The organism is Pseudomonas sp. NPDC087697 (assembly GCF_044743155.1).
Lineage (GTDB): Bacteria > Pseudomonadota > Gammaproteobacteria > Pseudomonadales > Pseudomonadaceae > Aquipseudomonas.
Map to the genome: position 1 here is coordinate 33939 of NZ_JBIUVW010000016.1, position 25894 is coordinate 59832.

At 58.7% G+C, this 25894-nt stretch carries 29 protein-coding genes; 16 read left to right on the forward strand and 13 right to left on the reverse strand.

The window, feature by feature from the left end:
* Positions 1–143 precede the first annotated feature (143 nt).
* Entirely contained in the window at positions 144–506 is a 363-nt protein-coding gene (locus ACIPIN_RS13750) for a histone-like nucleoid-structuring protein, MvaT/MvaU family (RefSeq protein WP_071550476.1), read from the forward strand.
* Between the two features lie 196 nt (positions 507–702).
* Here the strand turns inward: ACIPIN_RS13750 and ACIPIN_RS13755 are convergent, their stop codons facing one another.
* Complete coding sequence (locus tag ACIPIN_RS13755; protein WP_401119468.1) at positions 703–1239, reverse strand: DUF4946 domain-containing protein; 537 nt, start codon at positions 1237–1239, stop codon at positions 703–705.
* Between the two features lie 196 nt (positions 1240–1435).
* On the opposite strand from ACIPIN_RS13755, the gene gloA reads away from it, so the two are divergent.
* On the forward strand, positions 1436–1957 hold the full coding sequence (gene gloA / locus ACIPIN_RS13760; RefSeq protein WP_401119470.1) for a lactoylglutathione lyase: 522 nt from the start codon (positions 1436–1438) through the stop codon (positions 1955–1957).
* A 169-nt stretch (positions 1958–2126) separates the two neighbouring features.
* Here the strand turns inward: gloA and ahpF are convergent, their stop codons facing one another.
* The 4 genes from ahpF to galU all read right to left on the reverse strand — a co-directional run bounded on the left by ahpF (position 2127) and on the right by galU (position 6910).
* Entirely contained in the window at positions 2127–3689 is a 1563-nt protein-coding gene (ahpF, locus tag ACIPIN_RS13765; RefSeq protein WP_401119473.1) for an alkyl hydroperoxide reductase subunit F, read from the reverse strand.
* A 120-nt stretch (positions 3690–3809) separates the two neighbouring features.
* Positions 3810–4373 carry an alkyl hydroperoxide reductase subunit C gene (ahpC, locus tag ACIPIN_RS13770; protein WP_401119476.1) on the reverse strand — a complete coding sequence of 188 codons (564 nt, stop codon included), beginning with the start codon at positions 4371–4373 and terminating at the stop codon, positions 3810–3812.
* A gap of 208 nt (positions 4374–4581) precedes the next feature.
* Positions 4582–5940, reverse strand: a complete 1359-nt coding sequence (gene gorA, locus ACIPIN_RS13775) for a glutathione-disulfide reductase (protein ID WP_401119478.1) — start codon at positions 5938–5940, stop codon at positions 4582–4584.
* A 130-nt stretch (positions 5941–6070) separates the two neighbouring features.
* Positions 6071–6910: a UTP--glucose-1-phosphate uridylyltransferase GalU gene (galU, locus tag ACIPIN_RS13780; protein ID WP_095108460.1), complete on the reverse strand. Its 840-nt coding sequence runs from the start codon at positions 6908–6910 to the stop codon at positions 6071–6073.
* A 254-nt stretch (positions 6911–7164) separates the two neighbouring features.
* On the opposite strand from galU, the gene ACIPIN_RS13785 reads away from it, so the two are divergent.
* Both ACIPIN_RS13785 and ACIPIN_RS13790 read left to right on the forward strand, forming a co-directional pair.
* Positions 7165–7353 (forward strand): hypothetical protein, encoded by a 189-nt coding sequence (locus tag ACIPIN_RS13785; protein ID WP_123424853.1) that lies wholly within the window; start codon positions 7165–7167, stop codon positions 7351–7353.
* Between the two features lie 139 nt (positions 7354–7492).
* Positions 7493–7774, forward strand: a complete 282-nt coding sequence (locus ACIPIN_RS13790; RefSeq protein ID WP_401119481.1) for a hypothetical protein — start codon at positions 7493–7495, stop codon at positions 7772–7774.
* 21 nt (positions 7775–7795) lie between these two features.
* Here the strand turns inward: ACIPIN_RS13790 and ACIPIN_RS13795 are convergent, their stop codons facing one another.
* Together ACIPIN_RS13795 and ACIPIN_RS13800 are read right to left on the reverse strand one after the other, a co-directional pair.
* Entirely contained in the window at positions 7796–8026 is a 231-nt protein-coding gene (locus ACIPIN_RS13795) for a hypothetical protein (protein WP_054597727.1), read from the reverse strand.
* Between the two features lie 156 nt (positions 8027–8182).
* Complete coding sequence (locus ACIPIN_RS13800) at positions 8183–8533, reverse strand: hypothetical protein (RefSeq protein ID WP_401119484.1); 351 nt, start codon at positions 8531–8533, stop codon at positions 8183–8185.
* A 212-nt stretch (positions 8534–8745) separates the two neighbouring features.
* Here ACIPIN_RS13800 and ACIPIN_RS13805 point away from each other — a divergent pair, with 212 nt between their 5' ends.
* The 5 genes from ACIPIN_RS13805 to ada all read left to right on the forward strand — a co-directional run bounded on the left by ACIPIN_RS13805 (position 8746) and on the right by ada (position 11974).
* On the forward strand, positions 8746–9048 hold the full coding sequence (locus tag ACIPIN_RS13805; RefSeq protein ID WP_019690029.1) for a DUF1883 domain-containing protein: 303 nt from the start codon (positions 8746–8748) through the stop codon (positions 9046–9048).
* 35 nt (positions 9049–9083) lie between these two features.
* A complete protein-coding gene (locus ACIPIN_RS13810) occupies positions 9084–9251 on the forward strand; it encodes a hypothetical protein (RefSeq protein WP_401119488.1) in 168 nt (55 codons plus the stop codon).
* Between the two features lie 105 nt (positions 9252–9356).
* Positions 9357–10118 carry a 2OG-Fe(II) oxygenase gene (locus tag ACIPIN_RS13815; protein WP_401119490.1) on the forward strand — a complete coding sequence of 254 codons (762 nt, stop codon included), beginning with the start codon at positions 9357–9359 and terminating at the stop codon, positions 10116–10118.
* A 4-nt stretch (positions 10119–10122) separates the two neighbouring features.
* A complete protein-coding gene (gene alkB / locus ACIPIN_RS13820; protein WP_401119492.1) occupies positions 10123–10785 on the forward strand; it encodes a DNA oxidative demethylase AlkB in 663 nt (220 codons plus the stop codon).
* Positions 10786–10870: 85 nt separating this feature from the next.
* The gene (gene ada, locus ACIPIN_RS13825; RefSeq protein WP_401119495.1) at positions 10871–11974 is read left to right on the forward strand and encodes a bifunctional DNA-binding transcriptional regulator/O6-methylguanine-DNA methyltransferase Ada; all 1104 of its coding nucleotides are present in this window, start codon (positions 10871–10873) and stop codon (positions 11972–11974) included.
* Here ada and ACIPIN_RS13830 read toward each other — a convergent pair.
* Together ACIPIN_RS13830 and ACIPIN_RS13835 are read right to left on the reverse strand one after the other, a co-directional pair.
* Entirely contained in the window at positions 11929–12387 is a 459-nt protein-coding gene (locus tag ACIPIN_RS13830; RefSeq protein ID WP_401119498.1) for a GyrI-like domain-containing protein, read from the reverse strand. The genes ada and ACIPIN_RS13830 overlap by 46 nt on opposite strands.
* A gap of 18 nt (positions 12388–12405) precedes the next feature.
* A complete protein-coding gene (locus ACIPIN_RS13835; RefSeq protein WP_401119501.1) occupies positions 12406–13389 on the reverse strand; it encodes an MDR family oxidoreductase in 984 nt (327 codons plus the stop codon).
* A gap of 199 nt (positions 13390–13588) precedes the next feature.
* Between ACIPIN_RS13835 and ACIPIN_RS13840 the strand changes: the two genes are divergently transcribed.
* The 7 genes from ACIPIN_RS13840 to ACIPIN_RS13870 all read left to right on the forward strand — a co-directional run bounded on the left by ACIPIN_RS13840 (position 13589) and on the right by ACIPIN_RS13870 (position 20034).
* A complete protein-coding gene (locus tag ACIPIN_RS13840; protein ID WP_401119503.1) occupies positions 13589–14653 on the forward strand; it encodes an NAD(P)H-dependent flavin oxidoreductase in 1065 nt (354 codons plus the stop codon).
* Positions 14654–14965: 312 nt separating this feature from the next.
* Positions 14966–15733, forward strand: coding sequence for a molybdate ABC transporter substrate-binding protein (gene modA / locus ACIPIN_RS13845; RefSeq protein ID WP_401119506.1), 768 nt, complete (start codon positions 14966–14968; stop codon positions 15731–15733).
* Positions 15734–16414 carry a molybdate ABC transporter permease subunit gene (gene modB, locus ACIPIN_RS13850; RefSeq protein WP_401119509.1) on the forward strand — a complete coding sequence of 227 codons (681 nt, stop codon included), beginning with the start codon at positions 15734–15736 and terminating at the stop codon, positions 16412–16414. It begins immediately after the preceding gene.
* Positions 16415–16417: 3 nt separating this feature from the next.
* Positions 16418–17506 (forward strand): molybdenum ABC transporter ATP-binding protein, encoded by a 1089-nt coding sequence (modC, locus tag ACIPIN_RS13855; protein ID WP_401119512.1) that lies wholly within the window; start codon positions 16418–16420, stop codon positions 17504–17506.
* A gap of 181 nt (positions 17507–17687) precedes the next feature.
* The gene (locus ACIPIN_RS13860) at positions 17688–19340 is read left to right on the forward strand and encodes an ABC-F family ATP-binding cassette domain-containing protein (protein ID WP_401119514.1); all 1653 of its coding nucleotides are present in this window, start codon (positions 17688–17690) and stop codon (positions 19338–19340) included.
* Between the two features lie 88 nt (positions 19341–19428).
* Positions 19429–19653, forward strand: coding sequence for a hypothetical protein (locus ACIPIN_RS13865; protein ID WP_401119517.1), 225 nt, complete (start codon positions 19429–19431; stop codon positions 19651–19653).
* Positions 19654–19803: 150 nt separating this feature from the next.
* The gene (locus ACIPIN_RS13870; protein WP_071550498.1) at positions 19804–20034 is read left to right on the forward strand and encodes a hypothetical protein; all 231 of its coding nucleotides are present in this window, start codon (positions 19804–19806) and stop codon (positions 20032–20034) included.
* Between the two features lie 78 nt (positions 20035–20112).
* Here the strand turns inward: ACIPIN_RS13870 and ACIPIN_RS13875 are convergent, their stop codons facing one another.
* Genes ACIPIN_RS13875 through ACIPIN_RS13890 form a run of 4 tightly spaced genes read right to left on the reverse strand, consistent with a single transcriptional unit; the run spans position 20113 to position 25699 of the window.
* Positions 20113–21084, reverse strand: a complete 972-nt coding sequence (locus ACIPIN_RS13875; protein WP_401119519.1) for an XdhC family protein — start codon at positions 21082–21084, stop codon at positions 20113–20115.
* Between the two features lies 1 nt (position 21085).
* Complete coding sequence (locus ACIPIN_RS13880) at positions 21086–22333, reverse strand: c-type cytochrome (RefSeq protein WP_401119522.1); 1248 nt, start codon at positions 22331–22333, stop codon at positions 21086–21088.
* Between the two features lie 2 nt (positions 22334–22335).
* Positions 22336–22875: a (2Fe-2S)-binding protein gene (locus ACIPIN_RS13885; RefSeq protein WP_401119524.1), complete on the reverse strand. Its 540-nt coding sequence runs from the start codon at positions 22873–22875 to the stop codon at positions 22336–22338.
* Positions 22868–25699 (reverse strand): xanthine dehydrogenase family protein molybdopterin-binding subunit, encoded by a 2832-nt coding sequence (locus ACIPIN_RS13890; protein WP_401119526.1) that lies wholly within the window; start codon positions 25697–25699, stop codon positions 22868–22870. Before ACIPIN_RS13890 ends, ACIPIN_RS13885 begins: the two co-directional genes overlap by 8 nt.
* Positions 25700–25894: the final 195 nt, after the last annotated feature.

The window sequence follows — 25894 nt, forward strand, 5'->3', positions numbered from 1 at the left end:
CTCTGAGCGAATTAACTACTACAATTTTTCTTGCCTGCGCAGGATTAGCAGGTGAGCCAATAACACCGAGTCGCTACAAGGCTCTTGGCTTATAGCTTTGTTTGCGGTTGGTATCAGCCAAACACACTATTGGAGTAAAGATATTGTCCAGACTCGCTGAATTTCGTGCCGCTGAAAAGGCCCTTCAAGAACAGCTCGCGCAGCTGGAATCGCTGAAGAACGACGCCGGGCTCAAGAAAGAAATCGAATTCGAAGAAAAGCTCCAGGGGCTGATGAAAACCTACGGCAAGAGCCTGCGCGACATCATCGCCATTCTCGACCCGAACCCAAAATCCAGCCTCCAGCAGGCCGCCGCACCTAAAACTCGCCGCGCCCGCGTGGTCAAGGTTTATCAAAACCCGCACACCGGTGAATTGATCGAAACCAAGGGCGGCAATCACCGCGGCCTGAAAGCTTGGAAGGAACAATATGGTGCGAGCACCGTTGACTCCTGGCTGCGCGCTTAAGCTTCCCTGCGCCCCTCCAAAAGCCCTGCCTGCGCAGGGCTTTTTTATGCTCATCTAGAATTAATGCAACGATGATCGTCGATCTAGTTGGAAACGCCTGCTAAATGCCGTTGGTGCCAGCACAACTTCATGCTTAATCCCTTTGGATATTGAGCAATAACCCTCGGTACTGAAAGCACGCAGACATCGCGCACTACTATAGTTTCAAACTATTTCGTGCATCGCGTATCTCATCCTGACTTGCCGCATAAACCTCAGCCTGGCCTGCGTAGGAAAAAACATAGGCCTTATCGGCATCTACCGCCGCGACTAATGTTTGCGACAACACATGTCGTCCATTCTGGGTAACCGTACAGGTGGTTTCCAGCGCAGAGAGCCGGCTCAATGTAGCGGGATGAATTTTGTTGCAAACACTTTGATAGCCGCCCTGAAAAAAATCCTTTTGCACGGACTTGCGCATTTCCAGCAACACACCTTGCAAATTGACTTCATGCCCAGGCTCAACCTGGGTCATGGTCAACTCCATGACCAGGACCGGGTCACCGCTTACATCGTTTTTCACCGCCCGCTGCCTTGAAACCCTGGACGGTGCTTGAGCTGTCGCATCCTCTTGTGGCAACACTTGCACTTCCCAGCCGCTGGGCCAGGTGATCTCGGGAAGCACAGTCTCGGCGCTGGCAACAGCCGAATACAGGCAGGTCAAAACAATCAGATAGCAGTACGGTCGAATCATTGCGCTAAACACTGGCGGGACGAGCGTTAAAGTCTGAACCCCGCCACGTCACCAGGCAATAGCCGACGGTTTTGCTTTGGCGCAACGCGAGCCCTTGCGTATCATTGGCCCACTGCAAGGAAGCCCAATCAACCGCAAGCCAAGGGACAGCTCTTATCTGGAGCGACGTTTGCCCCACTTATTTTCCGGAGGGCCCATGAGCCTGCACGAACTGAACACGTTCCCCGGCGTTACCGCCCAACCTGACACCGCCACGCAACAATTCGTCTTCAACCACACCATGTTGCGGGTCAAGGACATCACCAAGTCCCTGGACTTCTACACGCGCATCCTCGGTTTTACGCTGGTGGAAAAACGCGATTTCCCGGAAGCCGAGTTCAGCCTGTACTTCCTGGCACTGGTCGATAAAAACCAGATCCCCGCCGACGCAGCCGCACGCACCGAGTGGATGAAATCGATTCCCGGCATTCTTGAGCTGACGCACAACCACGGCACCGAGAACGACGAGGATTTCGCCTACCACAACGGCAACACCGACCCTCGCGGTTTCGGCCATATCTGCATCTCGGTGCCGGACATTCGTGCCGCTTGCGAGCGCTTCGAAGCCCTGGGCTGCGATTTCCAGAAACGCCTGAACGACGGCCGCATGAAGAGCCTGGCCTTCATCAAGGACCCGGACGCGTACTGGGTTGAAATCATTCAACCGGCACCGCTGTAAAGCTCTGACTTTTGTAGGAGCAAGGCTTGCCCGCGATAGGCACAACGCGGATCGTCTGATCTACCATGTCATCGTTCATCGCGAGCAAGCTTTGCTCCTACGTAAGCCTTTGCTACGAACACAAAACCCCATGATCGCTCATGGGGTTTTGTGTTTTCAGCGTTGACGTTTACGCAGGTGCAGACGTGCGAATCAGGTGATCGAAAGCGCTCAGAGATGCCTTGGCACCCTCGCCTACCGCAATCACGATCTGCTTGTACGGCACGGTCGTTACGTCACCGGCAGCGAACACACCCGGTATCGATGTCTCACCACGGTTATCGACGATGATCTCGCCGCGCGGCGACAGCTCGACAGTGCCTTTGAGCCAATCGGTGTTAGGCAGCAAACCGATCTGCACGAAGATCCCTTCCAGCTCGACACTCAGCACTTCGCCTGACTGGCGATCCTTGTAACGCAAACCGTTGACCTTCTGACCGTCGCCAGTCACTTCAGTGGTTTGCGCACGGGTGATCACCGTCACGTTCGGCAGGCTGTGCAACTTGCGCTGCAACACCGCATCGGCACGCAACTGCACGTCGAACTCCAGCAGGGTCACGTGGGCGACGATACCGGCCAGGTCGATGGCCGCCTCGACACCCGAGTTGCCGCCACCAATCACCGCAACGCGCTTGCCTTTAAACAACGGGCCGTCGCAGTGCGGGCAGTACGCCACGCCTTTGTTGCGATATTGTTGCTCGCCCGGGACGTTCATTTCACGCCAGCGAGCACCGGTCGCGAGGATCACGGTTTTGGCTTTCAGTGAAGCGCCGCTGGCGAATTTGATCTCGTGCAGCTCGCCGCTCTTGCCCGGCAGCAGCTTATCGGCGCGCTGCAGGTTCATGATGTCGACGTCGTATTGCTTGACGTGTTCTTCCAGCGCGACAGCGAGCTTCGGCCCTTCCGTCTCCTGTACCGAGATGAAGTTTTCGATCGCCATGGTGTCCAGCACCTGACCACCAAAACGTTCGGCTGCAACGCCGGTACGAATGCCTTTACGGGCCGCGTAGATTGCCGCCGAAGCACCGGCCGGTCCACCACCGACGACCAGCACGTCAAAGGCTTCTTTGGCACTGATTTTCTCGGCCTGACGCTCGATGGCGCTGGTGTCGATCTTGGCGATGATTTCTTCCAGGCCCATGCGCCCCTGACCGAAATTCACGCCGTTCAGGTAAACGCTTGGCACGGCCATGATCTGACGATCCGTGACTTCGTCCTGGAACAACGCGCCGTCGATGGCGACGTGACGGATGTTCGGGTTAAGCACTGCCATCAGGTTCAGCGCCTGGACCACGTCCGGGCAGTTCTGGCACGACAGAGAGAAATAGGTTTCGAAGTTGAACTCGCCCTTGAGCGAGCGGATCTGTTCGATCACCTCACTACTGGCCTTCGAAGGGTGACCGCCGACTTGCAGCAAGGCCAGTACCAGCGAAGTGAATTCGTGGCCCATGGGGATACCGGCGAAACGCAGGCTGATATCGCTTCCCGGGCGGTTCAACGAGAACGACGGCTTGCGCGCATCGGTACCGTTGTCGAGCAAGGTAATCTGATGGGAAAGACTGGCAACGTCTTTCAGTAACGCAAGCATTTCCTGGGATTTCGCACCGTCGTCGAGGGAGGCGACGATCTCGATCGGCTGGGTGACCCGTTCCAGGTATGACTTCAACTGAGCTTTAAGATTGGCGTCCAACATACGGGCGATTTCCATTTTGAATACGGTAAAAAAAAACGCCCGAGCGAATCTCGCCCGGGCGTTTTTTTGGGCGGTGCAGCTTACTAAGTGCGGATTGCCGCTCTTGAGTGACTCACAGACTTAGATCTTGCCGACCAGGTCCAGAGACGGAGCCAGAGTGGCCTCGCCTTCTTTCCACTTGGCTGGGCAGACTTCGCCTGGGTGAGCAGCGACATACTGAGCCGCCTTGATTTTGCGCAGCAGCTCGGAAGCGTCACGGCCAACGCCGCCGTCGTTCAGTTCGACGATTTTGATCTGGCCTTCAGGGTTGATCACGAAGGTGCCACGGTCAGCCAGACCGACTTCTTCGATCAGCACGTCGAAGTTGCGGGAGATGACGTGGGTCGGGTCGCCGATCATGGTGTACCGGATTTTTTCGATTGCAGGCGAAGTGTTGTGCCATGCAGCGTGGGCAAAATGGGTGTCGGTCGACACGCTGTAGATTTCTACGCCCAGCTTCTGGAACTCGGCGTAGTTGTCAGCCAGGTCTTCCAGTTCGGTTGGGCAAACGAAGGTGAAGTCGGCCGGGTAGAAGAACACTACAGACCATTTGCCTTTCAGATCGGCGTCCGACACTTCGACGAAGTTGCCGTTTTTGTACGCGGTAGCTTTGAACGGTTTTACTTGGCTGTTGATGATAGGCATCGTTGACTCTCTGTCAGGGTTGAAAAGTTGATGAGGTGAATCCTACCCAGTCGATCGCCTGATGGCTCATTGGCAAACCTGATGCTGCTGATTGGTTTTCGCTATTAGCCAGCACTCTTAATAGAAGAAAACAGTATCTATCCGGCAACGGGCTGGCGTCCGCCACTAAGGCGGAGCCAGACACAGTTTCAGGGGCACCGAAGGACGATTAACCCGCTACCGGCGTGCGCATGGTGACGAATTCTTCGGCAGCAGTAGGATGCACGCCGATGGTTTCGTCGAAATCGCGCTTGGTGGCGCCAGCTTTCAAGGCAATCGCCAAGCCCTGAACGATCTCACCTGCTTCAGGGCCGACCATGTGGCAACCCAGAACCTTGTCGGTCTTGGCGTCCACCACCAATTTCATCAGCGTGCGCTCCTGGCATTCGGTCATGGTCAGCTTCATCGGCCGGAAACGGCTTTCAAAAATCTGCAACTCATAGCCTTCTTCCCTGGCCTGCTCTTCACTCAGGCCAACGGTGCCGATGTTCGGCAAACTGAATACAGCCGTGGGGATCATCTTGTAGTCGACCAGACGATACTGCTCAGGCTTGAACAGCCGACGTGCCACCGCCATGCCTTCAGCCAGGGCTACCGGCGTCAACTGCACGCGACCGATCACATCGCCAATCGCCAGAATCGACGGCTCAGCGGTTTGATACTGCTCGTCGACTTCGACAAAGCCTTTCTTGTCGAGTGTGACCTTGGTGTTTTCCAGCCCCAGATTGTCGACCATTGGACGACGACCCGTAGCGTAGAACACGCAGTCCGCCTGCAACTCGCGACCATCCTTGAGGGTCACGTTCAAACTGCCGTCGGCCTGTTTTTCGATGCGCTCGATGTCGGCATTGAATTGCAAATTCATCCCGCGCTTGGTCAGCTCTTCCTGCAAATGCTTGCGCACCGAACCATCAAAGCCGCGCAGGAACAGCTCACCGCGGTACAGCAAGGTGGTTTCAGCGCCCAGCCCGTGGAAGATCCCGGCGAACTCTACGGCGATGTAGCCGCCGCCGACCACCAGAATGCGCTTGGGCAGCTCTTTGAGAAAGAACGCCTGGTTGGAGCTGATGGCGTGCTCATGCCCCGGAATCTCGGGGATCTGCGGCCAGCCGCCCGTGGCAACCAGAATGTGCTTGGCGGTATGGCGCTCGCCATTGATCTCGACCTCATGCGGGCCAACGATTTTCGCGTGTCCCTCATGCAAGGTCACACCGCTTCCGACCAGCAGGTTGCGGTAGATACCGTTCAGACGGTTGATCTCGCGATCTTTGTTGGCAATCAGCGTTGCCCAATCGAAATTCGCCTCGCCCAACGACCAGCCAAAGCCCTGCGACTGCTCGAAGTCTTCGGCAAAGTGCGCACCGTAGACCAGCAGTTTTTTTGGAACGCAACCCACGTTAACGCAGGTCCCCCCCAGATAGCGGCTCTCGGCCACCGCCACTTTCGCGCCGAAACCTGCAGCGAAGCGCGCTGCTCGTACGCCACCGGAACCGGCGCCAATCACATAAAGGTCAAAATCGTAGGCCATTTTCAATCTCCTCGGCAGGCCACAAGCATACCCGCTGCAGCTTTCTCGGTCAGCGCTGCGAATTACATGGGGCCGGAAAATGAAAAAGCCACCCGAAGGTGGCTTTTCAGAACAAAACAGCGAAGCGCTTTTAGTAAGCCTTGCCAGTCTTGTAGAAGTGTTCGAAGCAGAAGTTGGTCGCTTCGATGTAGCCTTCAGCGCCGCCGCAGTCGAAACGCGTGCCTTTGAACTTGTAGGCAATCACGCAACCGTCTTGCGCCTGCTTCATCAGGGCGTCGGTGATCTGGATCTCGCCGCCTTTGCCTGGCTCGGTTTCTTCGATCAGCTTGAAGATGTCCGGCGTCAGGATGTAACGACCGATGATCGCCAGGTTGGATGGAGCATCTTCCGGCTTTGGCTTCTCGACCATGTTGCGTACGCGATACAGGTCATCACCGATCAGATCGCCGGCGATCACACCGTATTTGTGAGTTTCCTGCGGGTCGACTTCCTGAATCGCGACGATGGTGCAACGGTACTGTTTGTACAGTTTGACCATCTGGGTCAGTACGCCGTCACCTTCCAGGTTTACGCACAAGTCGTCCGCCAGCACGACCGCGAACGGTTCGTCACCGATCAATGGACGGCCGGTCAGAATCGCGTGACCCAGGCCTTTCATTTCGGTTTGACGGGTGTAGGAGAACGAGCACTCGTCGAGCAGCTTGCGGATACCGACCAGGTACTTCTCTTTGTCAGTACCTTTGATCTGGTTTTCCAGCTCGTAGCTGATGTCGAAGTGGTCTTCCAGGGCGCGCTTGCCACGACCGGTAACGATGGAGATTTCTGTCAAACCAGCGTCCAGCGCTTCTTCAACGCCGTACTGGATCAGTGGCTTGTTCACCACCGGCAGCATTTCTTTAGGCATGGCTTTAGTCGCTGGCAGGAAGCGAGTACCGTAACCGGCTGCTGGGAACAAGCATTTCTTGATCATAAAAGTCCTTAAAAGGGCTGTGTGTACGAGTTTCGGCGCAGTCTAATCAGGCGGCGAGCACCTTACAATGCCCCACACTGGCTAACCGATGCCATCATAGAGAAATATTCCAGCGGATAGTTCCGCAGCGACGCATTTATGGTCCAAGCCAACGCCTGCGGAATAACGCAAAGACTTCACTTTAGACCAGTGAACGCGCCCAGGTGCTTTTCAAGTTATCATTGCCCGATTGAACCAGCCAACGAGGCAGATAGATGTCGGCAGCAAAAAGCGTGAACGGTTACCTGATCAATCAGGCCAAAGATGGCCAATGGTGGGTCGACAGCACCAGTGGCGAAAACATCGCCGGGCCCTTCCCCACAGAAGCATTGGCGATTGAAGTGGCCTCGGTGCTGCAAGACACCCCGCCTGCACCCAAGCGGCGCGGCGCCAAGCCTGAGTGACACCAGCGCCTCAAAAGAGCCCTGCCAACGCGCAGGGCTTTTTTGTGTTTGTCTGTACCGACATGGCTGTTCGCTATAGCATCTCGCTGCAGGGCAACTCGTGCCCTTTACACCCTTTTCACTCGATGATGACCATCCCATGAAAAAATATCTGGCTCTGATTGCGGTGTTGGCCTTGAGCGGCTGCGCCACCGCGTCCAAAACCTATCTGGATAACGGTGAGCAAGGCCTGTCGATCGACTGCTCGGGTGAAGCCAATTCCTGGGCAAAATGCTATGAAATGGCTGACGCTTCCTGCGCTGGAACCGGCTATCGGATCATCGGCACCGAAGGCTCGCCAGCCACCAAGGAAAGCGACAAGACCCTGGGCGTCGATGTTGGCAACTTCAAGAGCCGCAGTGTCGTAGTGGTGTGCAAGTAACCGGCAAAACGCTGTAGGCCGTTACATGTGAATTTCGGCGAATTTGATCCCGAGGCCACGCACCGTCTCGATCAAATCGTCCAGCCGACTGAAGGATTCGACCTCGTCGTTCTCATCCACCAGGAAATAGCTGCGCCCTGCACTTTTCTTGAAGAACACTATCCATTCCCCGGAGTTTGCCGGGTTTTGAATCACATGGGTCGCAGAGATGTGCCCCTCTGCATGCCGTTCTCTTACTTGCTCTCGCTTCATTGGCCACTCCAGAAATGACAATGCCGCCAAAGCGCTAACCCGGACGGCATCGTGTCGATGGACGACAGTTTATCGGATGCCTTGGCCAATCGGCACGCCATACTCTCCACTGCCGGCGGCTTGCCGTTCATGCCGTACTGGAAAACAGTTGAAACCTCATCCGGAAATGCACGCATTGGCGGCATCACCGATATCTCCAGGCCGAAACGGCACATTGGACATGCTCTCGTGGAGCTTGATGCTGCTACCACCAGATCGCTCTTCGATATCGAATACCGCAGCAGGGCCTGCGGACAGTTTTCCGGGAACAATGACCCGCACGCCATCCTTGTGCGGTTCCATCTGGAGAGCACCGCGGGTCTTGGCCAGCTTAGCGGCCACACAGTTGGCGTACGCTTGAGGTTTTTTCCCCGAGATCACATTCATGGTCGGCAGCGTCTGACTAATGTCCGAGACTGTCGCACAACCACTCATCGCCAACGCCAGCACCAAAACTCCCCGCTTCATACAAATCCTCCGATAAAGACCTTCCGACAGCACATATACTGTTTTTCTCCGGAGACCGCTGCTTTATCACTCACAAAAACCCGAATAACTGTTTTTAATTGTCAAAGCGGTCAGCGGCAGCCCGATAATAAACCGTTCGGGCTGATAAACTGCGCCACCGCCCATGCTATCGTTTTGATTTTGTAGAAAAAGCCCTTCTGGAGGCGCCCCCCATGAAATTTATCCACCAGCGCGAGCACCTCAACGAAGATGACATCGTCGTCATTCAATGCTCCCAAATGTGCAACATCCGCCTGATGAACGACGCCAATTTTCGCAGTTTCAAGAATGGCGGCCGCCACACCTACCACGGCGGCGCATTCGACACCTTCCCTGCGAAGATCACTGCGCCAAGCACCGGTTTCTGGAACATCACCATCGACACGGTCAACCGCCGGCCGATTAGCGTGACCCGTAAACCGACCCTGACTCACTCGATCAAAATCATTCGCCGGTCCAGCTCGAAACTCAGTTGACACCCCGACCCGCACCGCGACAAACAGGTACGACCGTGGCTCAAACGACCAAGTACGTCATCAAATATAAACTCAACGAAGAACGCCGCTTCGAGTTCGCCCAGCTTGAAACCGGCACCGAAGAAGAAGCCAGAGCCGCACTTGAAGCGATTCACGGCGACTTGTCTGGCATCAGTGAAATAAAGGTCAGCAAAGCGCTGTAACCCCTGGCAAAGCCACTCCGGAGTTCGACCGCAAGCACCGGAGTGTCGCCCTTCCTTGAGCTCCCTAGACTGGCACACCTCAACCTTGAGTTCAGGAGCCGGAACATGCCCACTTCTTCGCAGCACAACGCCCCCGTAGCGCGTTATATCGACGGCGTCTGTGCGATCGCCGAACACTCTCTGACCTCGCGTATCAATGCACTGGATTGGCCTTCCCTGGAGCAAGACCTCGACCGGGACGGCTGCGCGACGATCAAAGGACTGCTGAGCCCTGAACAATGTGCAGACCTCAGCGCACTCTACGCTCAGCCTGCGCTTTTCCGCTCGCAAGTGATCATGGCCCGGCATGGTTTCGGGCGCGGCGAATACAAGTATTTCAGATACCCGCTGCCTGGCATCGTTGCTCGCCTGCGCGGCACGCTGTACCCAAGGCTTGTCCCGCTGGCCAACCGCTGGAATGAACGGATGGACTTGCCCAGCCGCTTTCCCATGGAGCACGCAGCCTTCCTGCAACGCTGTCATGACGCAGGACAGGAGCGCCCTACGCCGCTGTTGCTGCAATATGGTCCGCAGGACTACAACTGTTTGCATCAGGATCTGTACGGCGAACATGTGTTCCCGCTGCAAGTGGCAATTTTGCTGTCAGCCCCCGGCGAAGACTTTACCGGTGGAGAGTTCGTGCTCACCGAACAGCGCCCGCGGATGCAATCACGGCCCATGGTGATGAGCCTGGAGAAAGGCGATGCGCTGATGCGCCCGGTCAAAGGTGTTCGCGGTTATTACCGGGTTAACTTGCGCCACGGTGTCAGTCGCCTGCACAGCGGCAAACGGCATACCCTTGGAGTGATCTTTCACGATGCGCAGTAACGCGATGCCCCCAGCCACCTTCGATCTGTTTGCCGGCGAAGATCAGCAACCGGCCAGGACCGAGCAAATCGGCGAACAATCCTTCGTTCTCCGAGGCTTCGCCCTGCCCTGGGTGGAGCGATTGCTGCCGGCATTGGAGAAGATTTTACTGGCCGCACCGTTTCGGCAAATGATCACCCCTGGCGGTTTCACCATGTCTGTCGGCTTGAGCAGCTGCGGCACGCTGGGCTGGACCACCGATCGCAGCGGCTATCGCTACACTCGCATCGATCCTGTCAGCAGCCAGCCTTGGCCGGCGATGCCCGAGGTCTTTCGGGAGCTGGCACAGGCAGCCGCACGAGAAGCCGGCTTCCAGCACTTTGAGCCAGATGCGTGCCTGATCAACCATTATCTACCGGGAGCCAGGATGTCGTTGCATCAAGACAAGGATGAACGCTCCTACGAGCCGCCGATCGTTTCGGTGTCCCTCGGGTTGCCGGCGATGTTCCTGTTCGGGGGATTTGCGCGTAACGACAAAAGTCAGCGAGTGCCGCTGTTTCACGGTGACATCGTGGTGTGGGGCGGCGTGGATCGCTTGCGTTATCACGGCGTGCTGCCGCTCAAGGAAGGTCATCACTCACAATTGGGCGCACAACGGATCAACTTCACGTTCCGCACCGCGGGATGAAACCCGGAGTTTGACCGCAAGCACCGGAGTGTCCGCATCGCCCGCAGTCGCTAGGCTGAACTGAACCTTCAACCGGTAACACCTCATGACCACTGCCAAACCCACCACAGAGCAAGACCCCCGCTGGTCCGCGGTACTGGCTCGCGACCCTCGTGCTGACGGTCAATTTGTTTACGCGGTGAAAACCACCGGGATCTATTGCCGCCCCAGTAGCCTGGCGCGCCTGCCGAAACCGGAAAACGTCGAGTTCTTCGACACCGAGGAACAGGCTCAGGCTGCCGGTTATCGCCCGAGCAAACGCGCGGCGGCAGACCAGACCCATCTCGCCGCACAGCACGCGACATTGGTTGCAGCAGCCTGCCGGCAGATCGAGTCCGCCGAGACGTTGCCCAGCTTGAACGAGCTGGCAGAAGCCGCGCGAATGAGCGCCTTCCACTTTCACCGGGTGTTCAAAGCGGTCACCGGCCTGACGCCCAAAGGTTATGCCACCGCACAGCGTTCACGCAAGGTTCGTGAGCGCCTGGAGGTGGCGGGTTCCGTGACGGACGCGCTGTATGACGCAGGCTTCAATTCCAACAGCCGCTTCTACGAGTCCGCCGACCACCTGCTCGGCATGAAGCCCAGCGACTACCGTGCCGCGGGCCAGAACACCGACATCCGCTTTGCCGTCGGTCAATGTTCGCTGGGGGCGATTCTGGTGGCGCAAAGTCAACGCGGGGTGTGCGCAATCCTTTTGGGGGATGATCCCCACGCGCTAGTCTGCGACCTGCAAGACAAGTTCCGCCAAGCCAACCTGATTGGCGCCGACCATGACTTCGAACAACTGATTGCCAAAGTGGTGGGTTTCATCGAAGCCCCGGCGCTTGGCCTGGACTTGCCGCTGGATGTGCGCGGCACGGCGTTTCAGGAGCGGGTGTGGATGGCGTTGCGGGATATTCCGGCGGGCAGCACTGCCAGTTACGCCGAAATTGCCCAACGCATCGGCGCCCCGAAGTCTTTCCGGGCCGTGGCCCAGGCCTGTGGCGCCAATACTCTCGCAGTGGCCATTCCCTGCCACCGAGTGGTGCGCAGCGATGGCAACCTCTCGGGTTATCGCTGGGGTGTGGAGCGCAAGCGTCAACTGCTTGCGCGGGAAACCCAATCTCAAAAAATGCCGATGTGTACTGCCACCGACTCAGGGCCGGTATAGGCTTCGAAATCGGTGACAAATCGGCGTTTGACCTGCGGATTGGCTTCGAAATACGCCCAGACGCCGCCCCACGCCTCGATCACACTGCCCGGCATCGCCCCCTTCGCCTCGAAAACCAGATACTGGCCGCCCTGCACTTCAATGGTTTCATAACCGGGGGCGGCTTCACTGACCGCCACCCCGGCCATCACATCGAAAGAACCCGAGGCATCGGACTCATAATTGGAGTACACCCCGTAAGCCGGTGAGTCCGGTTTCTTGTTGGCAATCTTGTCAAACAGCCCATCGACAAAAAATCGCTGCCACATCGGGCCGATTCTGGCGGTAGTTGCCTGCCGCTCAGCACTGTTGAGCGTACGTACACGCAATCCCGACACGCGGAATGGTGAAATCTCGAGTTGCTTCAAATCCATGGAACAATTCCTCCGTAGTTAACGATTCACATCCACCACAACCCGACCACGCAACTGGCCGGCCAGCAACCGCGACGCTGCTTCAATCGCTTCGCTCAAACCAATTTCATGACTGATCAGCGGCAACAAAGCGAAATCCAGATCCTTGGCCAGACGATCCCAGGCAACGATACGGTTGGCTTTGGGCTGGGTCACGCTGTTGATCCCGGCCAAGGTGACGCCGCGCAAAATGAACGGCGCAACGGACGCCGGAAAATCCATGCCTTGCGCCAAACCGCATGCGGCCACGGTGCCATTGGCCCGAGTGCTGGCACAAGCGTTGGCCAGGGTGTGGCTGCCGACCGAGTCAATCACCGCCGCCCAACGCTCCTTCGCCAACGGTTTGCCCGGTTCGGAAAGACTGGCGCGGTCGATGACCTCGCTGGCACCCAGTTGTTTCAGGTACGCGTGTTCCGAGGTACGGCCGGTAGAGGCAACCACCTGATAGCCCAGTTTGGCCAGCAGTGCGATGGCGAAACTGCCGACGCCACCGTTGGCGCCCGTGACCAGCACTTCACCTTGCTGCGGGGTCACGCCGTTACGCTCCAGCGCCAGAATGCTGAGCATCGCCGTGTAACCGGCCGTGCCGATCGCCATGGCCTGCGCTTCGGTGAACGCCGCAGGCAACGGAATCAGCCAATCGCCATCGAGCCGCGCCTTTTGTGCCAGCCCACCCCAATGACCTTCACCCACGCCCCAGCCATTGAGCAGCACCTTGTCACCGACCTTGAAATCCGGATGGCTGCTGACGTCGACCGTACCTGCCAGATCGATCCCCGGCACCATCGGGAATTTGCGTACCACGGGACTTGCACCGGTAATTGCCAGGCCGTCCTTGAAGTTCAGCGTGCTGTACGCCACTCGAACCGTCACATTGCCCTCGGGCAACTGATCTTCGCCGATTTCCCGCAGATTGGCCCGGTAACCGCTGTCATCTTTCTCAATCAAAATGCCGTTGAACATCGTTGTCTCCTGACTTGATCGTTAGTCGAAGGGCGAGCCCGAACGAACACCTTCGCAGCCGCTGTGCAAAAAAGCCATGACCGATATCACAACCGAGGACTACGCTATATTGCGCTCGGCACCTGTGCCTAAAGGCCACTGGCCTTGTGGCGGCGACTCTTGTTACAAAATCCGCTCTTGTCATGAAGAGGACGTCTCAATGAGTCAGTGGCCTGACACCCGCATTCTGGATCTGCTCGGCATCGAATTACCGATCATCCAGGCCCCCATGGCCGGTGCTACCGGATCGGCCATGGTTATAGCGGCCAGCAATGCCGGCGCCCTCGGTTCCATGCCCGCGGCCATGCTGAGCGTCGAACAATTGCGCGAAGAGCTGAAGATCATCCGCCAGCACAGCCAGCGCCCGTTCAATGTGAACTTCTTCTGCCATCAACCACCGGTGGCCGACGAGCAACGCGCTCAGCAATGGAAAAATCTGCTGGAACCGTATTACCGCGAACTGGGCGCTGACTTCGACGCACCGACACCGGTGTCCAATCGTGCACCGTTCGATGACGCCGCCTGCGCGGTGGTCGAAGAATTCTGTCCGCAAGTGGTGAGTTTTCACTTCGGCCTACCGGAAAAATCCCTGCTCGATCGGGTCAAAGCCACAGGGGCAAAAATCCTGTCTTCGGCGACCACTGTCGATGAGGCAATCTGGCTGGAACGGCATGGCTGCGACGCGATCATCGCCATGGGTTACGAGGCCGGCGGCCATCGCGGGATGTTTCTCAGCGATGACCTGAACAGTCAGGTCGGCACCTTTGCCCTGGTGCCGCAAATCGTCGATGCGATCAGCGTACCGGTGATCGCCGCTGGCGGGATTGGCGATGCGCGGGGGATCGTCGCCGCATTCGCCTTGGGCGCCTCGGCAGTGCTACTGGGCACTGCCTATTTGTTTACTCCGGAAGCCAAGGTCAGCGCCTCCCATCACCGGGCACTACGTACCGCCAAGGGAAGCGAGACGGCACTGACCAACATTTTCACCGGGCGCCCGGCGCGGGGGATTCTCAATCGGGTGATGCGCGAACTCGGCCCGATCAGTCCGCTAGCCCCGGCCTTCCCGCTGGCCGGCGGCGCGCTGATGCCACTGCGCGCCAAGAGTGAGGCGGACTTCAGCAACCTCTGGGCCGGGCAAGCGCTGCGACTGGGCGTTGAATTACCGACTGCAGAATTGACCCGACGCCTGGCTGACGAGGCGCTGGCCAAATTGACTCGCCTCTAATCCCCGTAGCAGCTGCCGAGCCCGCGAGGCTGCGTTCGGCCGCGCAGCGGTCGTCAAATCAGGCAACGTGTTTTTTCAGGCAAACCACGTATGCAGGATTTGCGAGGACTTCGTCCTCGAACGCAGCCTCGCGGGCTCGGCAGCTGCTACGGGGTACGGGGCGCGTGACGGCTCATTGTGTGGTGTTTGATACGTTCCGTTTGTCGGCCATTCGCTATATATTCGCCTATATAGCGTTTCACCCCCTCGCATCGGTGCAGTCCGCCTCCAATAAAAACTGCCCACTGCACTTGCCTACCTCGGAGCCGCTTCATGACTATTCGTGTCTCACGTTTTGCCCCCACTTGCCTGGCATCCTTGCTCGCCGTGTTTGCGTTTGGCTCAGCCCAGGCCGATGAGGTCCAGGTTGCGGTCGCAGCCAACTTCACCGCACCGATCCAGGCTATTGCCGCCGACTTCGAAAAAGACACCGGACACAAACTGGTCGCCGCTTATGGCGCCACTGGCCAGTTCTACACCCAGATCAAAAACGGTGCGCCGTTCGAAGTGTTCCTGTCGGCGGATGACAGCACCCCGCAAAAACTCGAGAGCGAAGGCGACACGGTCAAAGGTTCGCGTTTCACCTACGCCATCGGCACCCTGGCGCTGTGGTCGGCCAAGGACGGTTACGTTGACGCCAAAGGCAAAGTGCTCAGCGACAACAAATATCAGCACCTGTCCATCGCCAACCCGAAAGCCGCCCCTTACGGCCTCGCAGCTACCCAGGTATTGGCCAAGCTGGGCCTGACCGACAAGGTCAAAGACAAGATCGTCGAAGGCCAGAACATCACCCAGGCCTACCAGTTCGTCTCCACCGGCAATGCCGAAATAGGTTTCGTCGCCTTGTCGCAGATCTATAAAGACGGCAAAGTCACCAGCGGTTCGGCGTGGATCGTTCCTGCCAATATGCACGAGCCGATCAAACAAGACGCGGTGATCCTCAACAAAGGCAAAGACAACCCGGCCGCCAAGGCACTGGTTGCCTACCTCAAGGGGCCTAAAGCCGCTGCCGTCATCAAGTCCTACGGTTATCAACTCTAAATGACGCTATCGAGTGCCGACTTTTCTGCCATCTGGCTGACCCTCAAACTGGCGTCCCTGACGACGGTCATCCTGCTGGTCATCGGCACTCCGATAGCATTGTGGTTGTCGCGCACCCGTTCCTGGTTGCGCGGCCCCATCGGCGCAATCGTCGCCCTGCCCCTGGTGTTGCCACCGACGGTGATCGGTTTCTATCTGCTGCTGACCCTCGGCCCTAACGGGTTCGTCGGCCAGTTCACCCAATCCCTGGGGCTGGGCACGCTGACGTTCAGTTTTGCCGGTCTGGTGATCGGTTCGGTCATCTACTCGATGCCTTTTGTGGTTCAGCCATTGCAGAACGCTTTCTCGGCGATTGGCACGCGTCCGCTGGAAGTGGCCGCCACCTTGCGCGCCAACCCCTGGGACACTTTTTTCAGCGTGATTTTGCCGTTGGCCAGGCCCGGCTTTATCACCGCGGCCATTCTCGGCTTCGCCCACACCGTCGGTGAGTTCGGCGTGGTGCTGATGATCGGCGGCAATATTCCAGATAAAACCCGCGTGGTGTCGGTGCAGATCTACGATCACGTCGAAGCCATGGAATACGCCCAGGCCCATTGGCTGGCCGGGGTGATGCTGGTGTTCTCATTCCTGGTCTTGCTGGCGCTGTACTCCAGCCGCAAAACCAAAGCTGGCTGGAGCTGATCGATGGCCTCAACGATTCACGCTCGCCTGCAACTGAGCTATCCGGATTTTTCCCTGGATGTCGACCTGCACCTGCCCGGCCGCGGCGTGACCGCGCTGTACGGCCATTCCGGTTCGGGCAAAACCACCTGCCTGCGCTGCATCGCCGGCCTGGAAAAAGCCGAGCAGGGCTTTATCCAGATCAATGACGAAGTCTGGCAGGACAGTAGCAAAAAACTCTTTCTCGCCCCGCACAAACGGGCACTGGGCTATGTGTTTCAGGAGGCCAGCCTGTTTCCCCATCTGTCGGTGCTGGCCAATCTGGAGTTTGGCCTACGGCGTATTCCACGCCAGCAACGCCGCGTCGACATGGCCCACGCTACCGAACTGCTGGGAATCGGCCACTTGCTCGACCGTCATCCACAACACCTCTCGGGCGGCGAGCGCCAACGGGTCGGAATCGCCCGAGCATTACTCACCAGTCCGAAACTGTTGTTGATGGACGAACCACTGGCAGCGCTGGATTCACAGCGTAAAAGCGAAATCCTGCCGTACCTCGAACGGCTGCACGACGAACTGGAAATCCCGGTGTTGTACGTCAGCCACTCGCAGGATGAGGTCGCGCGGCTGGCCGACCACATTGTCTTGCTCAGCTACGGCAAGGCTCTGGCCAGCGGTCCTGTCGGCGAAACCCTGGCGCGGCTCGACCTGCCGTTGGCCTTGGGCGATGACGCGGGCGTGGTCATCGAGGGTCAGGTGACGGACTACGACGCCAATTACCAACTGCTCACTCTGCAACTGCCCCACAGCCAATTGAACGTGCGAGTCGCGCATTCGCCTTTGGCCACGGGCAAACTGCTGCGCGTCAAAGTCCAGGCTCGAGATGTCAGCCTGAGCCTTCAGGGTGGTGAACTCAGCAGCATCCTCAATCGCCTGCCTGTGACGGTCACCAGTGAAATTGCCGCAGACAACGCCGCCCATGTGCTGGTGCGCCTGGATGCTGCCGGAACGCCATTGCTGGCGCGCATCACCCGCTATTCCCGCGATCACCTGCAACTGCATCCCGGCCAACAGCTGTGGGCGCAAATCAAGTCAGTAGCGGTCCTCGCGTAATCGGCTGACGCGCGCAACGCGACCACAAACGTTGTACGGGGAAAGTCTTTTGAGCTAGGCTGGCCGCCTTTCCCCTATGCCGGACGACCTTTCGACGTGAACAACTAAGCCTTTCAAAAATGTATGCGCAACAAGCTGCCACAGGCACTTGTTGGTCTTTTCGACATTTTTTGGAGGTGCCATGACTCACGTCACGCGTCTGCCTGCGCTTGTAACCCTGAACCAACTGTCCTATCAGCTCGCCAACGGCGAAACACTGTTCGACTCCCTGAATCTGCGCTTCGATCATCGTCCCACCGGCATTGTCGGCCGTAACGGCACCGGTAAATCCGTGCTTGCCCGACTGATTGCCGGCGAGTTAACGCCTGCTTCCGGCACACTCAGCCGCTTTGGCCGCGTCGCCTATGTGGCACAAGAACCGATGGCCGTCAGCGGCCAGAACGTCGCGCGAGCGGCGGGTATCGCCGAGACACTCGATGCACTCGCCCGGCTGGCCAGCGGCAACGCATCTGCCCAAGACCTTGAACAAGTAGCTGAGCGCTGGGATCTGCCCGAACAATTGCGCCTGTTGCTCGATGAAGCCGGCGTGCCGGAGCTGACGGCGCAACACCCGATGGATTCCCTCAGCGGCGGCCAACGCGCACGCATTGCACTGATCGGCGCTTTCCTCAGCCAGGCTGATTTGTTGGTACTCGATGAACCGACCAACCATCTGGACGCTGATGGGCGCCGCTGGCTAATGGGCCGGCTGGCCTACTGGCGAGGAGGTTTGATCGTGGTCAGCCATGATCGAACGCTGCTCAACAGCCTTGAGCGTATCGTCGAACTCAATGTATTGGGGGTGCAGACCTTTGGTGGCAACCACGCGGCTTACCTTGAGCAGCGCGAGGTCGAGCAAGCCGCGGCACACGCAGCCCTTGAACACAGCCGCACCCTACGCAGCCGGGAACTCAAACGGCTACAGCGCGAACACGACACGATCCAGCGACGTGCTGCCGGATCGCGCAAATACGCTGAAACCGCCAACGTCTCACGCTTCGAACGCGCCAAAATGAAAGGTGCGGCCACCGAGATCATGGGCCATGTACGTCACGCTCATCAGGCGCACAAGTCCGAGATGAATGATCAGGTACGGGAGGCCAACGCACGGATTCAACCGTCAGATCCGGTGTTGATGACCCTGCCGGGAACCGCCGTGCCGGCCAGTCGGCAGGTGATCACGCTAATCGACACGCAACTGCCCTGGCTGCCACCCGAGTCGCCAACAACATTCCTCACTATTTCACTCGCAGGCCCTGTGCGCATTGCGCTCAGTGGCCCGAACGGTTGCGGAAAATCCACCTTGTTGAAAATGCTCGCTGCACACTGCAAGCCCGTCAGCGGCGATTGCCTGACCCACGTGCCCAGCGCCTACCTCGACCAACAACTGGAATTACTCGACCCGGAGCGCTCCATCGTCGAGCAATTGAACCTGCTCGACACACCGTTATCGGAAGGCTCAGTGCGCAGCCGTCTGGCCCAGCTGCAACTGGACGCTGTACGTGTGAACGTACCGACGCGCCTGCTCAGCGGTGGCGAACGTCTTAAAGCGGCGATTGCCATCGCTTTATGGAGGGAAAATCCGGCCCAGTTGCTGTTGCTCGACGAGCCGACCAATCACCTTGACCTTGCGTCAGTGCAGGCTCTGGAACAGGCCTTACGCGACTTTCCGGGGGCGATCATTGCCGCCTCTCATGATGCTGAATTCCTGCAAGCGCTGGCGCCAACCCATACCTTGCACTGGCAACCTACGGGGTGGAGCCTGCAACACGTCGACGCGCCGAGAATGCTTTGACGCAAGCGACGAATAACACGGAGCCTTTTTGCACCTTTCCAACTTGCTTCTATAGTTGATGTGAGCACGATTACGCCTCGGTGACGCCATGGAAGACATATTCGTTGTGAAACGTTGCAACAAGACCATCGTCCAGGGTCGCCGTGCGGGTGAAGTGGCTCATCAGCAGCCGATTGCGGCAGTCTGGTACCGGATCGCCGATACCCGCACCGGCGGCGGTTTTATCGGCGATGGTTATGAGCGTATGGAAGATGCCATGCGTGAGTGCCGCCGGCTCAATGCCGCCAGCTCGCGGAGCTCGCGTAAAGTCTGAAACGCAGACCTGAAGCGGCTCCGCTGCAATTGGCTTTCTGGGTCTATACTGATTTCAGCTGAAGGATCGGCGACCTCATCGGCAAACGCTCGCTCCCGGCGAGCGTTTTGTTGCTCGATCAAAAGCTTCTCTGATACGGAGGTGTTTCTCATGTCCGAAAAAGAGTCCATCACCACATTGCTCACCCTGCTCGACTCGCGTCAGGCGCGTTTGGCGGCTGCCTGCAAGGAAATCGCCGACTGGGTCGACATTCATGGCGGCCACCCCACTGCCATGAAAATCCGCGACCGTCTGCAAGACATCGAGAAAGATGCGCCGCTGATTCAGAACGCGCTGACGTCGCTCAAACCTATCGACCGGCCACTGCCTCGATTCCGCTAAGCAAGTCCCGGCTCGTACGCTCAAGCCAGTTCAAGTCGGGACTCGCTCAGGATCGCCGCTACACCGACACGGTGTTTTTCAAAGCCGATCCCGCGCAATACCGCTGCGAATACGCAGAATATCGGCGAGCACCGCCAAGGCGATTTCCGCCGGCGTCTTGCTGCCCAGATTAAGCCCGATGGGCGCGTGAATACGTGCCAGCTCAGCCTCACCCAACCCCCCGATACGCCGCAAACGCTCGAAGCGCTTTTGCGAGGTTTGCATCGAGCCCATTACACCGATGTAAAACGCCTCGGTGCGCACCGCTTCCATCATGGCCAGGTCATCGATGCGCGGATCGTGTGTCAGCGCCACCACTGCGGTATCGCTGTGGCAACCACCGTCGGCAATGAACATCGACGGCAACTCGCGACGAATCTCCACGTTCTCAAGGACCACCCCTTCGAGGACCTCATCACGCGGGTCACACAGAATCACCTCGAAACCCAGGCCCACCGCAAACTCGGCACACGCCTGAGCCACGCTGGAGTAACCGGCGAGCAGCAGTCGCTGGGCCGCACCGACGCGCACACGAACCCGATCGATTTCTCGTTCGATACGCGGCCCGTGCTCACGATCAACCAGCAAGCTGCGTGCGCCGCTGGCCAGATTCACTTCACGAATCAAACGACGCTGGCCGAGCAACGCGGACTCCAGTTCGCGCAGATGGGCTTGCACCTCACAGTCCGGTTCAAGCTTTTCCACCAGCACGTCGAGCAACCCGCCGCAGGGCAGTTTCACCAGGGAGCGCGGGTCGTCGCCTTCGCCGTAGCGCACCACCGAAACGGCATCGAGAAACATGCCTTCGGCCATGCGCTCAAGAAAGTCGTCTTCGACACAGCCGCCCGACAGCGAACCAATCCAATGGCCGCTGTCGTTGACCGCCAGCATCGAGCCCGGCGCACGGGGCGCCGAACCGTAGGTGCTGAGCACGCTGCAGAGCCACACACGCTGACCCGCGTTGGACCAGGCCAACGCTCGCCGAACCACTTGCAGGTCAAGATGCTGCATATCAGTACGCCTTGTGCTCAGCGGGAGCGTCCGCCTTCAACTGCTCGATCTGACTGATCAGCAGATCAGCCGATTGACCGCCCCACGCCTGACGCAAATAGTTGATCAGGTCGGTCGTTTGTTGATTGCTCAACTTGTCGGCGAAACCCGGCATCGGTTGCATGCGCTCGAAACCGGCAAACTTCTGTTCGCCAATCCCGCCTTCAATCACCCGCAACAGGTTGCGCGGATCGTCCAGACGCAACGTGGTGTTGCCTTGCATCGCCACCGCGATGTGCGGCTTGCCTTCGCCGTTGGCACCGTGGCAACCGGCGCATACGTTCAGGTAGTCCTGATGGCCGCGCTGGGCGCTTTCGGTCATTTTTCCCAACGGCATTTCGGTCAGCACCTTCGCCTGCGGTGGCGGGTCGCCGAGCAGGAACGTCGCCATGGCCGCCAGATCCGGGTCATTGAGATTCTGGGTGCTGTTATGGAACACCGGGAACATCTCGTTGAACATCGTACCTTGAGCGCTCATGCCGTGTTTGAGGAACGAGCTCAGGTCCTGATGCGTCCAGCCACGTGCCGCCAGATCGTTGGCGAGCAAGCTTGGCGCCAGGTAGCCATTGAGCAGGCCGCCGGTCATGCGTTTGTCTTGCTGCATCGCGCCGGGCAAACCGCGCGGCGTGTGGCACTCACCGCAATGACCGAGTACATCGACCAGGTACTGGCCGCGTTTCCAGTCTTCACTTTTGCCGATCGCCGGTGCCAGTTTCACGTCTTTACCGTAGAGCATGTTCCAGCCCACCAACCCCAGGCGCACGTTGAACGGGAAGCTCAGGCTGGTGACCGGTGCGGCACGGTTGATCGGCGCGACCGTCTGCAGGTACGCGTGGATCGCATCGGAGTCTTCACGCGGCATCAGGTGATACGAGGTGTACGGCATCGCCGGATACAGGTTGGCACCATCACGACGCTTGCCTTCGGTCAGCGCGGCGAAGAACTCGTCGTCGCTGTACAGACCAATGCCGTGATCCTTGTCCGGGGTGATGTTGGTGCCGTAGATGGTGCCGAACGGTGACACGATCGGCAGGCCGCCCGCATAAGGCGCGCCACCGGGTGCGGTGTGGCAAGCCATGCAGTCCGCCGCCCGCGCCAGGTATTCACCGCGCTTGATCTGTTGCTGATCGGCCGCTTGGGCCTGCTGGATCGCCATCAGCGAAACGGCCAGACCAACCGCAGCGCCAAGACTGGAAAGTAGTCGCTTCATGCTTAACCCTCCTTGACCAGGCCGAGATCGGTCAGCACGTTGCGCGTGGCGCTGTAATAACGCACGTAGCCGGTGCAGCGGCAGATGTGATGGCCGAGGCTGTCCTCGATCACCGCTTCCAGCTGGCTTTTCTTGATCGGCTGACGCTGGAGTTTTTCCACCAGCACGGTTGCGGCGTTGACGAAGCCCGGGGCGCAATAGCTGCACTGGAAGGCGAACTCGTCGACGAAGCGTTGCTGAATCGGGTTCAGCTCGGTGACCTTGCCGCTTTCATCGCGGGTCGCGTGGCCTTCGATGGTGCGGATCTTCTTGCCCTCGAAGTAATGCGCGCCGGTGATGCAAGTGCGTACTTCTTCGCTGGTGCCGTCGGGGTTGTCGACAATCACCACGCAGGCGTGGCAAATGCCCTGACCACAACCCAGGCGCGAGCCGGTGAGGTTTCGGTATTCGTGCAGGTAGTCAATCATCGGCAGATCTTCAGGGACCTCAACGGGACCGACGGTTTGACCATTAAGGGTCATTTGAAGCGGACGGTTAGCCATTGAGGGCCTCCTTGATGCGCGCTGGAGTGATAGGCAGGTCACGGACTCGTTTGCCGATGGCGTGGGCCACGGCGTTGGCGATAGCGCCCACCACCGGAATCATCACCACCTCGGCGATGCCCTTGGACGGATCGCTTGGCGACAATGGCGGGAGGATTTCCGAGGTCTGCGTCCAGACCGCAACGTCCTTGGCGCGCGGCAAACGGTAGCGGTTGAAGTTCCAGTCACCCTCCCCCGGTCCACCTTCGTACAGCGGCATTTCTTCCAGCAGCGCGTGACCGATGCCCATGGCGATCCCGCCTTCGAGCTGGCCCTTGACCAGTTCCGGCACCAGCACCCGGCCGCATTCAAGCCAGGAGTGATGGTTGAGGACGTGTACCTCGCCCGAACCTTTGTTCACTTTCAGTTCAACCAGCGTCGCCACGGGGCTGTAATACGTCACCGCCGCGTTGTTCAACTGAGTAGCCGGGTAGGCAATGTTCTGCCGATCCAGCAGGTGGAAACCGGCGCTGGTCATCTGCGCCTTTATCGCGGTCGGCGCACCGTCGCCATACTTCACCGCAAGACCGTCGAGTGGCAGACGCTCGCGCACGCCATTGATGCTGTACTCGGCCTCGGCCCAGCTCCAGCGGTTGAAACCGTGCACGGTCGCGCCAGTCACCAGACCGCGCTCATGGGCACGTTTGGCCAACACGGTGAATGGCAGCGGTTCCATGCCGTTGGCGGTCAGCTTGCCGTCGACCCAATGGGCGTCTTCACGGCGCACCACATAAGGGTTGGCCTGGCCACCGAACGGGCCTTGACGCCAAATTTCGACGGCCGCTGGCCACAGACCGTGGTTGAACAGCACGCGCGCGGCTTCACGGGTGGCGTGGCTGAAGTAGTAAGCCGAGTTGGTCGCCGACGACGCCGAGGCAATCTTGCCGACCCAACGCGGGTTACGCAGCACGGTGTCCTGCTCGGCCTGACTCATGAGGTACGGGTTGCCGCTGCTGGTCAGTTGCAGCTCCTTCCATTCGGTTTCACCGGTCTTCACTTCACTGGCCGGGTTGCCGAGGAAATCGGCGACCACCAAGGCCTGGGAAGTGGACATGCCGGTACCGATCTCGATGCCGATGTGGCGCAGCGTGATATGGCCGTCAGCGGTGAACTCGACGCTCGCCATCGGTGCTTCGGAACCGGTGCCGAAGTCTTTCTGGCAGATGGCAAAACCAATGCCGTACCAGTTATCCGGGTCCTTGGCGTCCTCTTGTTTTTTCAGCGCGTGACGGTTTTTCCAGAGTTCGTTATCAGCTGCCTTCTCAAGAATTTCATGCAGGCGCAACGCACCTGCCGGCACTGCGCCCTGGGTGTTTTTCATCCCCGACAGCAACACGTTTTTCTTGCGCAGCTCGATCGCATCGATGCCCAGACGATCAGCAATTTCGTCCACCATCATTTCGGTGGAGGCCATGCTTTGCAGGGTGCCGTAACCGCGCATGGAGCCGGCTTCAACGCCACGCGAGTGGTACGCGGTCACTTGCAGGTCGTTTTGTGGCATGTAGTAAATCGACTGTGCGGCCGTCGCACCGACCGCCGCCACCGAAGGGCTGTAGTTGATTCGCCCACCACCGTCGATGGACATGTCTGCGCGGAAAATCTTGAAGCTGTGATCCTGTTTGTCGACGGCCAACTGGTAGCGAATGTCGAACGGATGACGCTTGATGCCGCTCTGGAACTGCTCGTAACGGTCGTTGGCCAGACGCACCGGCACACCCGCGCCATACAACGCCGCCAGGGCCGCGTAATAGACAAAGATGTTGTGGTCTTTGGAACCGTAGCCAACGGTGTAGCCAGGGTGCATGTTCAGCGTGCTCAAGCCGAAACGCGACGGCGCAATCATCTTCGCGGTTTCAGTCGCCGCCTCCAGCGGGCACTGGGTCGCGACGACAAAATGCAGGGTCTTGGTCGCAGGGTCGTACCAGCCGTTGCCGTTGTCCGGTTCCATGGCAGCAGGTTCGATGGACGGCGTCTTGTAGCGCTCGTCGAAGACCATCCAGCCTTCTGGCGGGGTTTCCAGCTGCTGCTTCATGCGATCGGCATAAAACAGACCGCGCTCGGTCAGGTTGCCATGCAGGTTCGGCTGGGCGCTCCACACTGGACGCCGTTCGCGAATCATCGGGAACAGGATCGAGTCCTTCAGGCTGGCGAACTCGTCGTCATCCGCCGAGGTTGCGCCGCCGACCCGCACGTAACGGAAACTGCCATAAGGATCGCGCGTGTAATACAGAGCCTTGGCGCCGTAGCGGATCGCTTTGTCGTTGAACTTGAGCTTGTTCTTGGCCTGACGGAAACGTTCGAAGTCGTTCCAGATCAGGATCGCCACCGGGTGGCCGATGAACATCGGCACCTTGCCGGTCGGCAGCAGCGGATCGGGCGCGTGGTCTTCGGGGAAGACAATGCCGTCCTTGTCCAGGTCCTCGCTGGTGACGATGCGATCAGGCTGCAACTCGGTACCCAGCAACGACAGATCGAAACCGTCATAAATGCGGTCGGCACGAATGGTTTTGAGCAACATCGCGTGGCCTTGTTGCTGCGGCCAGCCCGGCATGTCCTTGGCGCGGATGTCGCGAGCAAATACCTTGCTGCCGCAGACCTTGGACAATGAGTCGTTGCGCATGCGGGCCTTGCCGTTGTTGCCGAGCCATTGCTCGGACGGCACGGTCACGCTGTTTTCCATCAAGGCAGCCAACGCCTGGGAGCTGAGCGGGGTCAGCGTCACGCTGACACCAGCAATCAACCCGCCCTGCAGGAAGGAGCGCCGGGATATATCACGGTTGGACATGGATCATCCTCTGGACGGTTATGAATTCCGCCCATGTCGTTATGGTGTACTGGAAAATCTCTGGTCTCAGGAGCCCTTCCTGGCGATGCGAAGGGCTGAAAAGCCGAAAAGCTGACCTAGTGGTTAACTTTATCGAATTTGTCAGGCCTCGGCAAAAGTAATAGTAGTTCGAAGGTGGTTTTCCCTCGTTGAAAG

Excerpts from the sequence above, each read along its gene's own strand:
- ACIPIN_RS13805 (WP_019690029.1), top strand. The coding sequence starts at position 8,746 with ATGAAATTTATCCACCAGCGCGAGCACCTCAACGAAGATGACATCGTC.
- ACIPIN_RS13785 (WP_123424853.1), top strand. The coding sequence starts at position 7,165 with ATGTCGGCAGCAAAAAGCGTGAACGGTTACCTGATCAATCAGGCCAAA.
- ACIPIN_RS13795 (WP_054597727.1), bottom strand. The coding sequence starts at position 8,026 with ATGAAGCGAGAGCAAGTAAGAGAACGGCATGCAGAGGGGCACATCTCT.
- ahpF (WP_401119473.1), bottom strand. The coding sequence starts at position 3,689 with ATGTTGGACGCCAATCTTAAAGCTCAGTTGAAGTCATACCTGGAACGG.
- ACIPIN_RS13840 (WP_401119503.1), top strand. The coding sequence starts at position 13,589 with ATGAGTCAGTGGCCTGACACCCGCATTCTGGATCTGCTCGGCATCGAA.
- modC (WP_401119512.1), top strand. The coding sequence starts at position 16,418 with ATGGCCTCAACGATTCACGCTCGCCTGCAACTGAGCTATCCGGATTTT.
- ACIPIN_RS13885 (WP_401119524.1), bottom strand. The coding sequence starts at position 22,875 with ATGGCTAACCGTCCGCTTCAAATGACCCTTAATGGTCAAACCGTCGGT.
- galU (WP_095108460.1), bottom strand. The coding sequence starts at position 6,910 with ATGATCAAGAAATGCTTGTTCCCAGCAGCCGGTTACGGTACTCGCTTC.
- ACIPIN_RS13860 (WP_401119514.1), top strand. The coding sequence starts at position 17,688 with ATGACTCACGTCACGCGTCTGCCTGCGCTTGTAACCCTGAACCAACTG.
- modB (WP_401119509.1), top strand. The coding sequence starts at position 15,734 with ATGACGCTATCGAGTGCCGACTTTTCTGCCATCTGGCTGACCCTCAAA.
- ahpC (WP_401119476.1), bottom strand. The coding sequence starts at position 4,373 with ATGCCTATCATCAACAGCCAAGTAAAACCGTTCAAAGCTACCGCGTAC.
- ACIPIN_RS13835 (WP_401119501.1), bottom strand. The coding sequence starts at position 13,389 with ATGTTCAACGGCATTTTGATTGAGAAAGATGACAGCGGTTACCGGGCC.
- ACIPIN_RS13800 (WP_401119484.1), bottom strand. The coding sequence starts at position 8,533 with ATGAAGCGGGGAGTTTTGGTGCTGGCGTTGGCGATGAGTGGTTGTGCG.
- gorA (WP_401119478.1), bottom strand. The coding sequence starts at position 5,940 with ATGGCCTACGATTTTGACCTTTATGTGATTGGCGCCGGTTCCGGTGGC.
- ACIPIN_RS13755 (WP_401119468.1), bottom strand. The coding sequence starts at position 1,239 with ATGATTCGACCGTACTGCTATCTGATTGTTTTGACCTGCCTGTATTCG.
- ACIPIN_RS13870 (WP_071550498.1), top strand. The coding sequence starts at position 19,804 with ATGTCCGAAAAAGAGTCCATCACCACATTGCTCACCCTGCTCGACTCG.
- ACIPIN_RS13790 (WP_401119481.1), top strand. The coding sequence starts at position 7,493 with ATGAAAAAATATCTGGCTCTGATTGCGGTGTTGGCCTTGAGCGGCTGC.
- ACIPIN_RS13830 (WP_401119498.1), bottom strand. The coding sequence starts at position 12,387 with ATGGATTTGAAGCAACTCGAGATTTCACCATTCCGCGTGTCGGGATTG.
- ACIPIN_RS13815 (WP_401119490.1), top strand. The coding sequence starts at position 9,357 with ATGCCCACTTCTTCGCAGCACAACGCCCCCGTAGCGCGTTATATCGAC.
- modA (WP_401119506.1), top strand. The coding sequence starts at position 14,966 with ATGACTATTCGTGTCTCACGTTTTGCCCCCACTTGCCTGGCATCCTTG.
- ACIPIN_RS13890 (WP_401119526.1), bottom strand. The coding sequence starts at position 25,699 with ATGTCCAACCGTGATATATCCCGGCGCTCCTTCCTGCAGGGCGGGTTG.
- ada (WP_401119495.1), top strand. The coding sequence starts at position 10,871 with ATGACCACTGCCAAACCCACCACAGAGCAAGACCCCCGCTGGTCCGCG.
- ACIPIN_RS13875 (WP_401119519.1), bottom strand. The coding sequence starts at position 21,084 with ATGCAGCATCTTGACCTGCAAGTGGTTCGGCGAGCGTTGGCCTGGTCC.
- ACIPIN_RS13865 (WP_401119517.1), top strand. The coding sequence starts at position 19,429 with ATGGAAGACATATTCGTTGTGAAACGTTGCAACAAGACCATCGTCCAG.
- alkB (WP_401119492.1), top strand. The coding sequence starts at position 10,123 with ATGCCCCCAGCCACCTTCGATCTGTTTGCCGGCGAAGATCAGCAACCG.
- ACIPIN_RS13880 (WP_401119522.1), bottom strand. The coding sequence starts at position 22,333 with ATGAAGCGACTACTTTCCAGTCTTGGCGCTGCGGTTGGTCTGGCCGTT.
- gloA (WP_401119470.1), top strand. The coding sequence starts at position 1,436 with ATGAGCCTGCACGAACTGAACACGTTCCCCGGCGTTACCGCCCAACCT.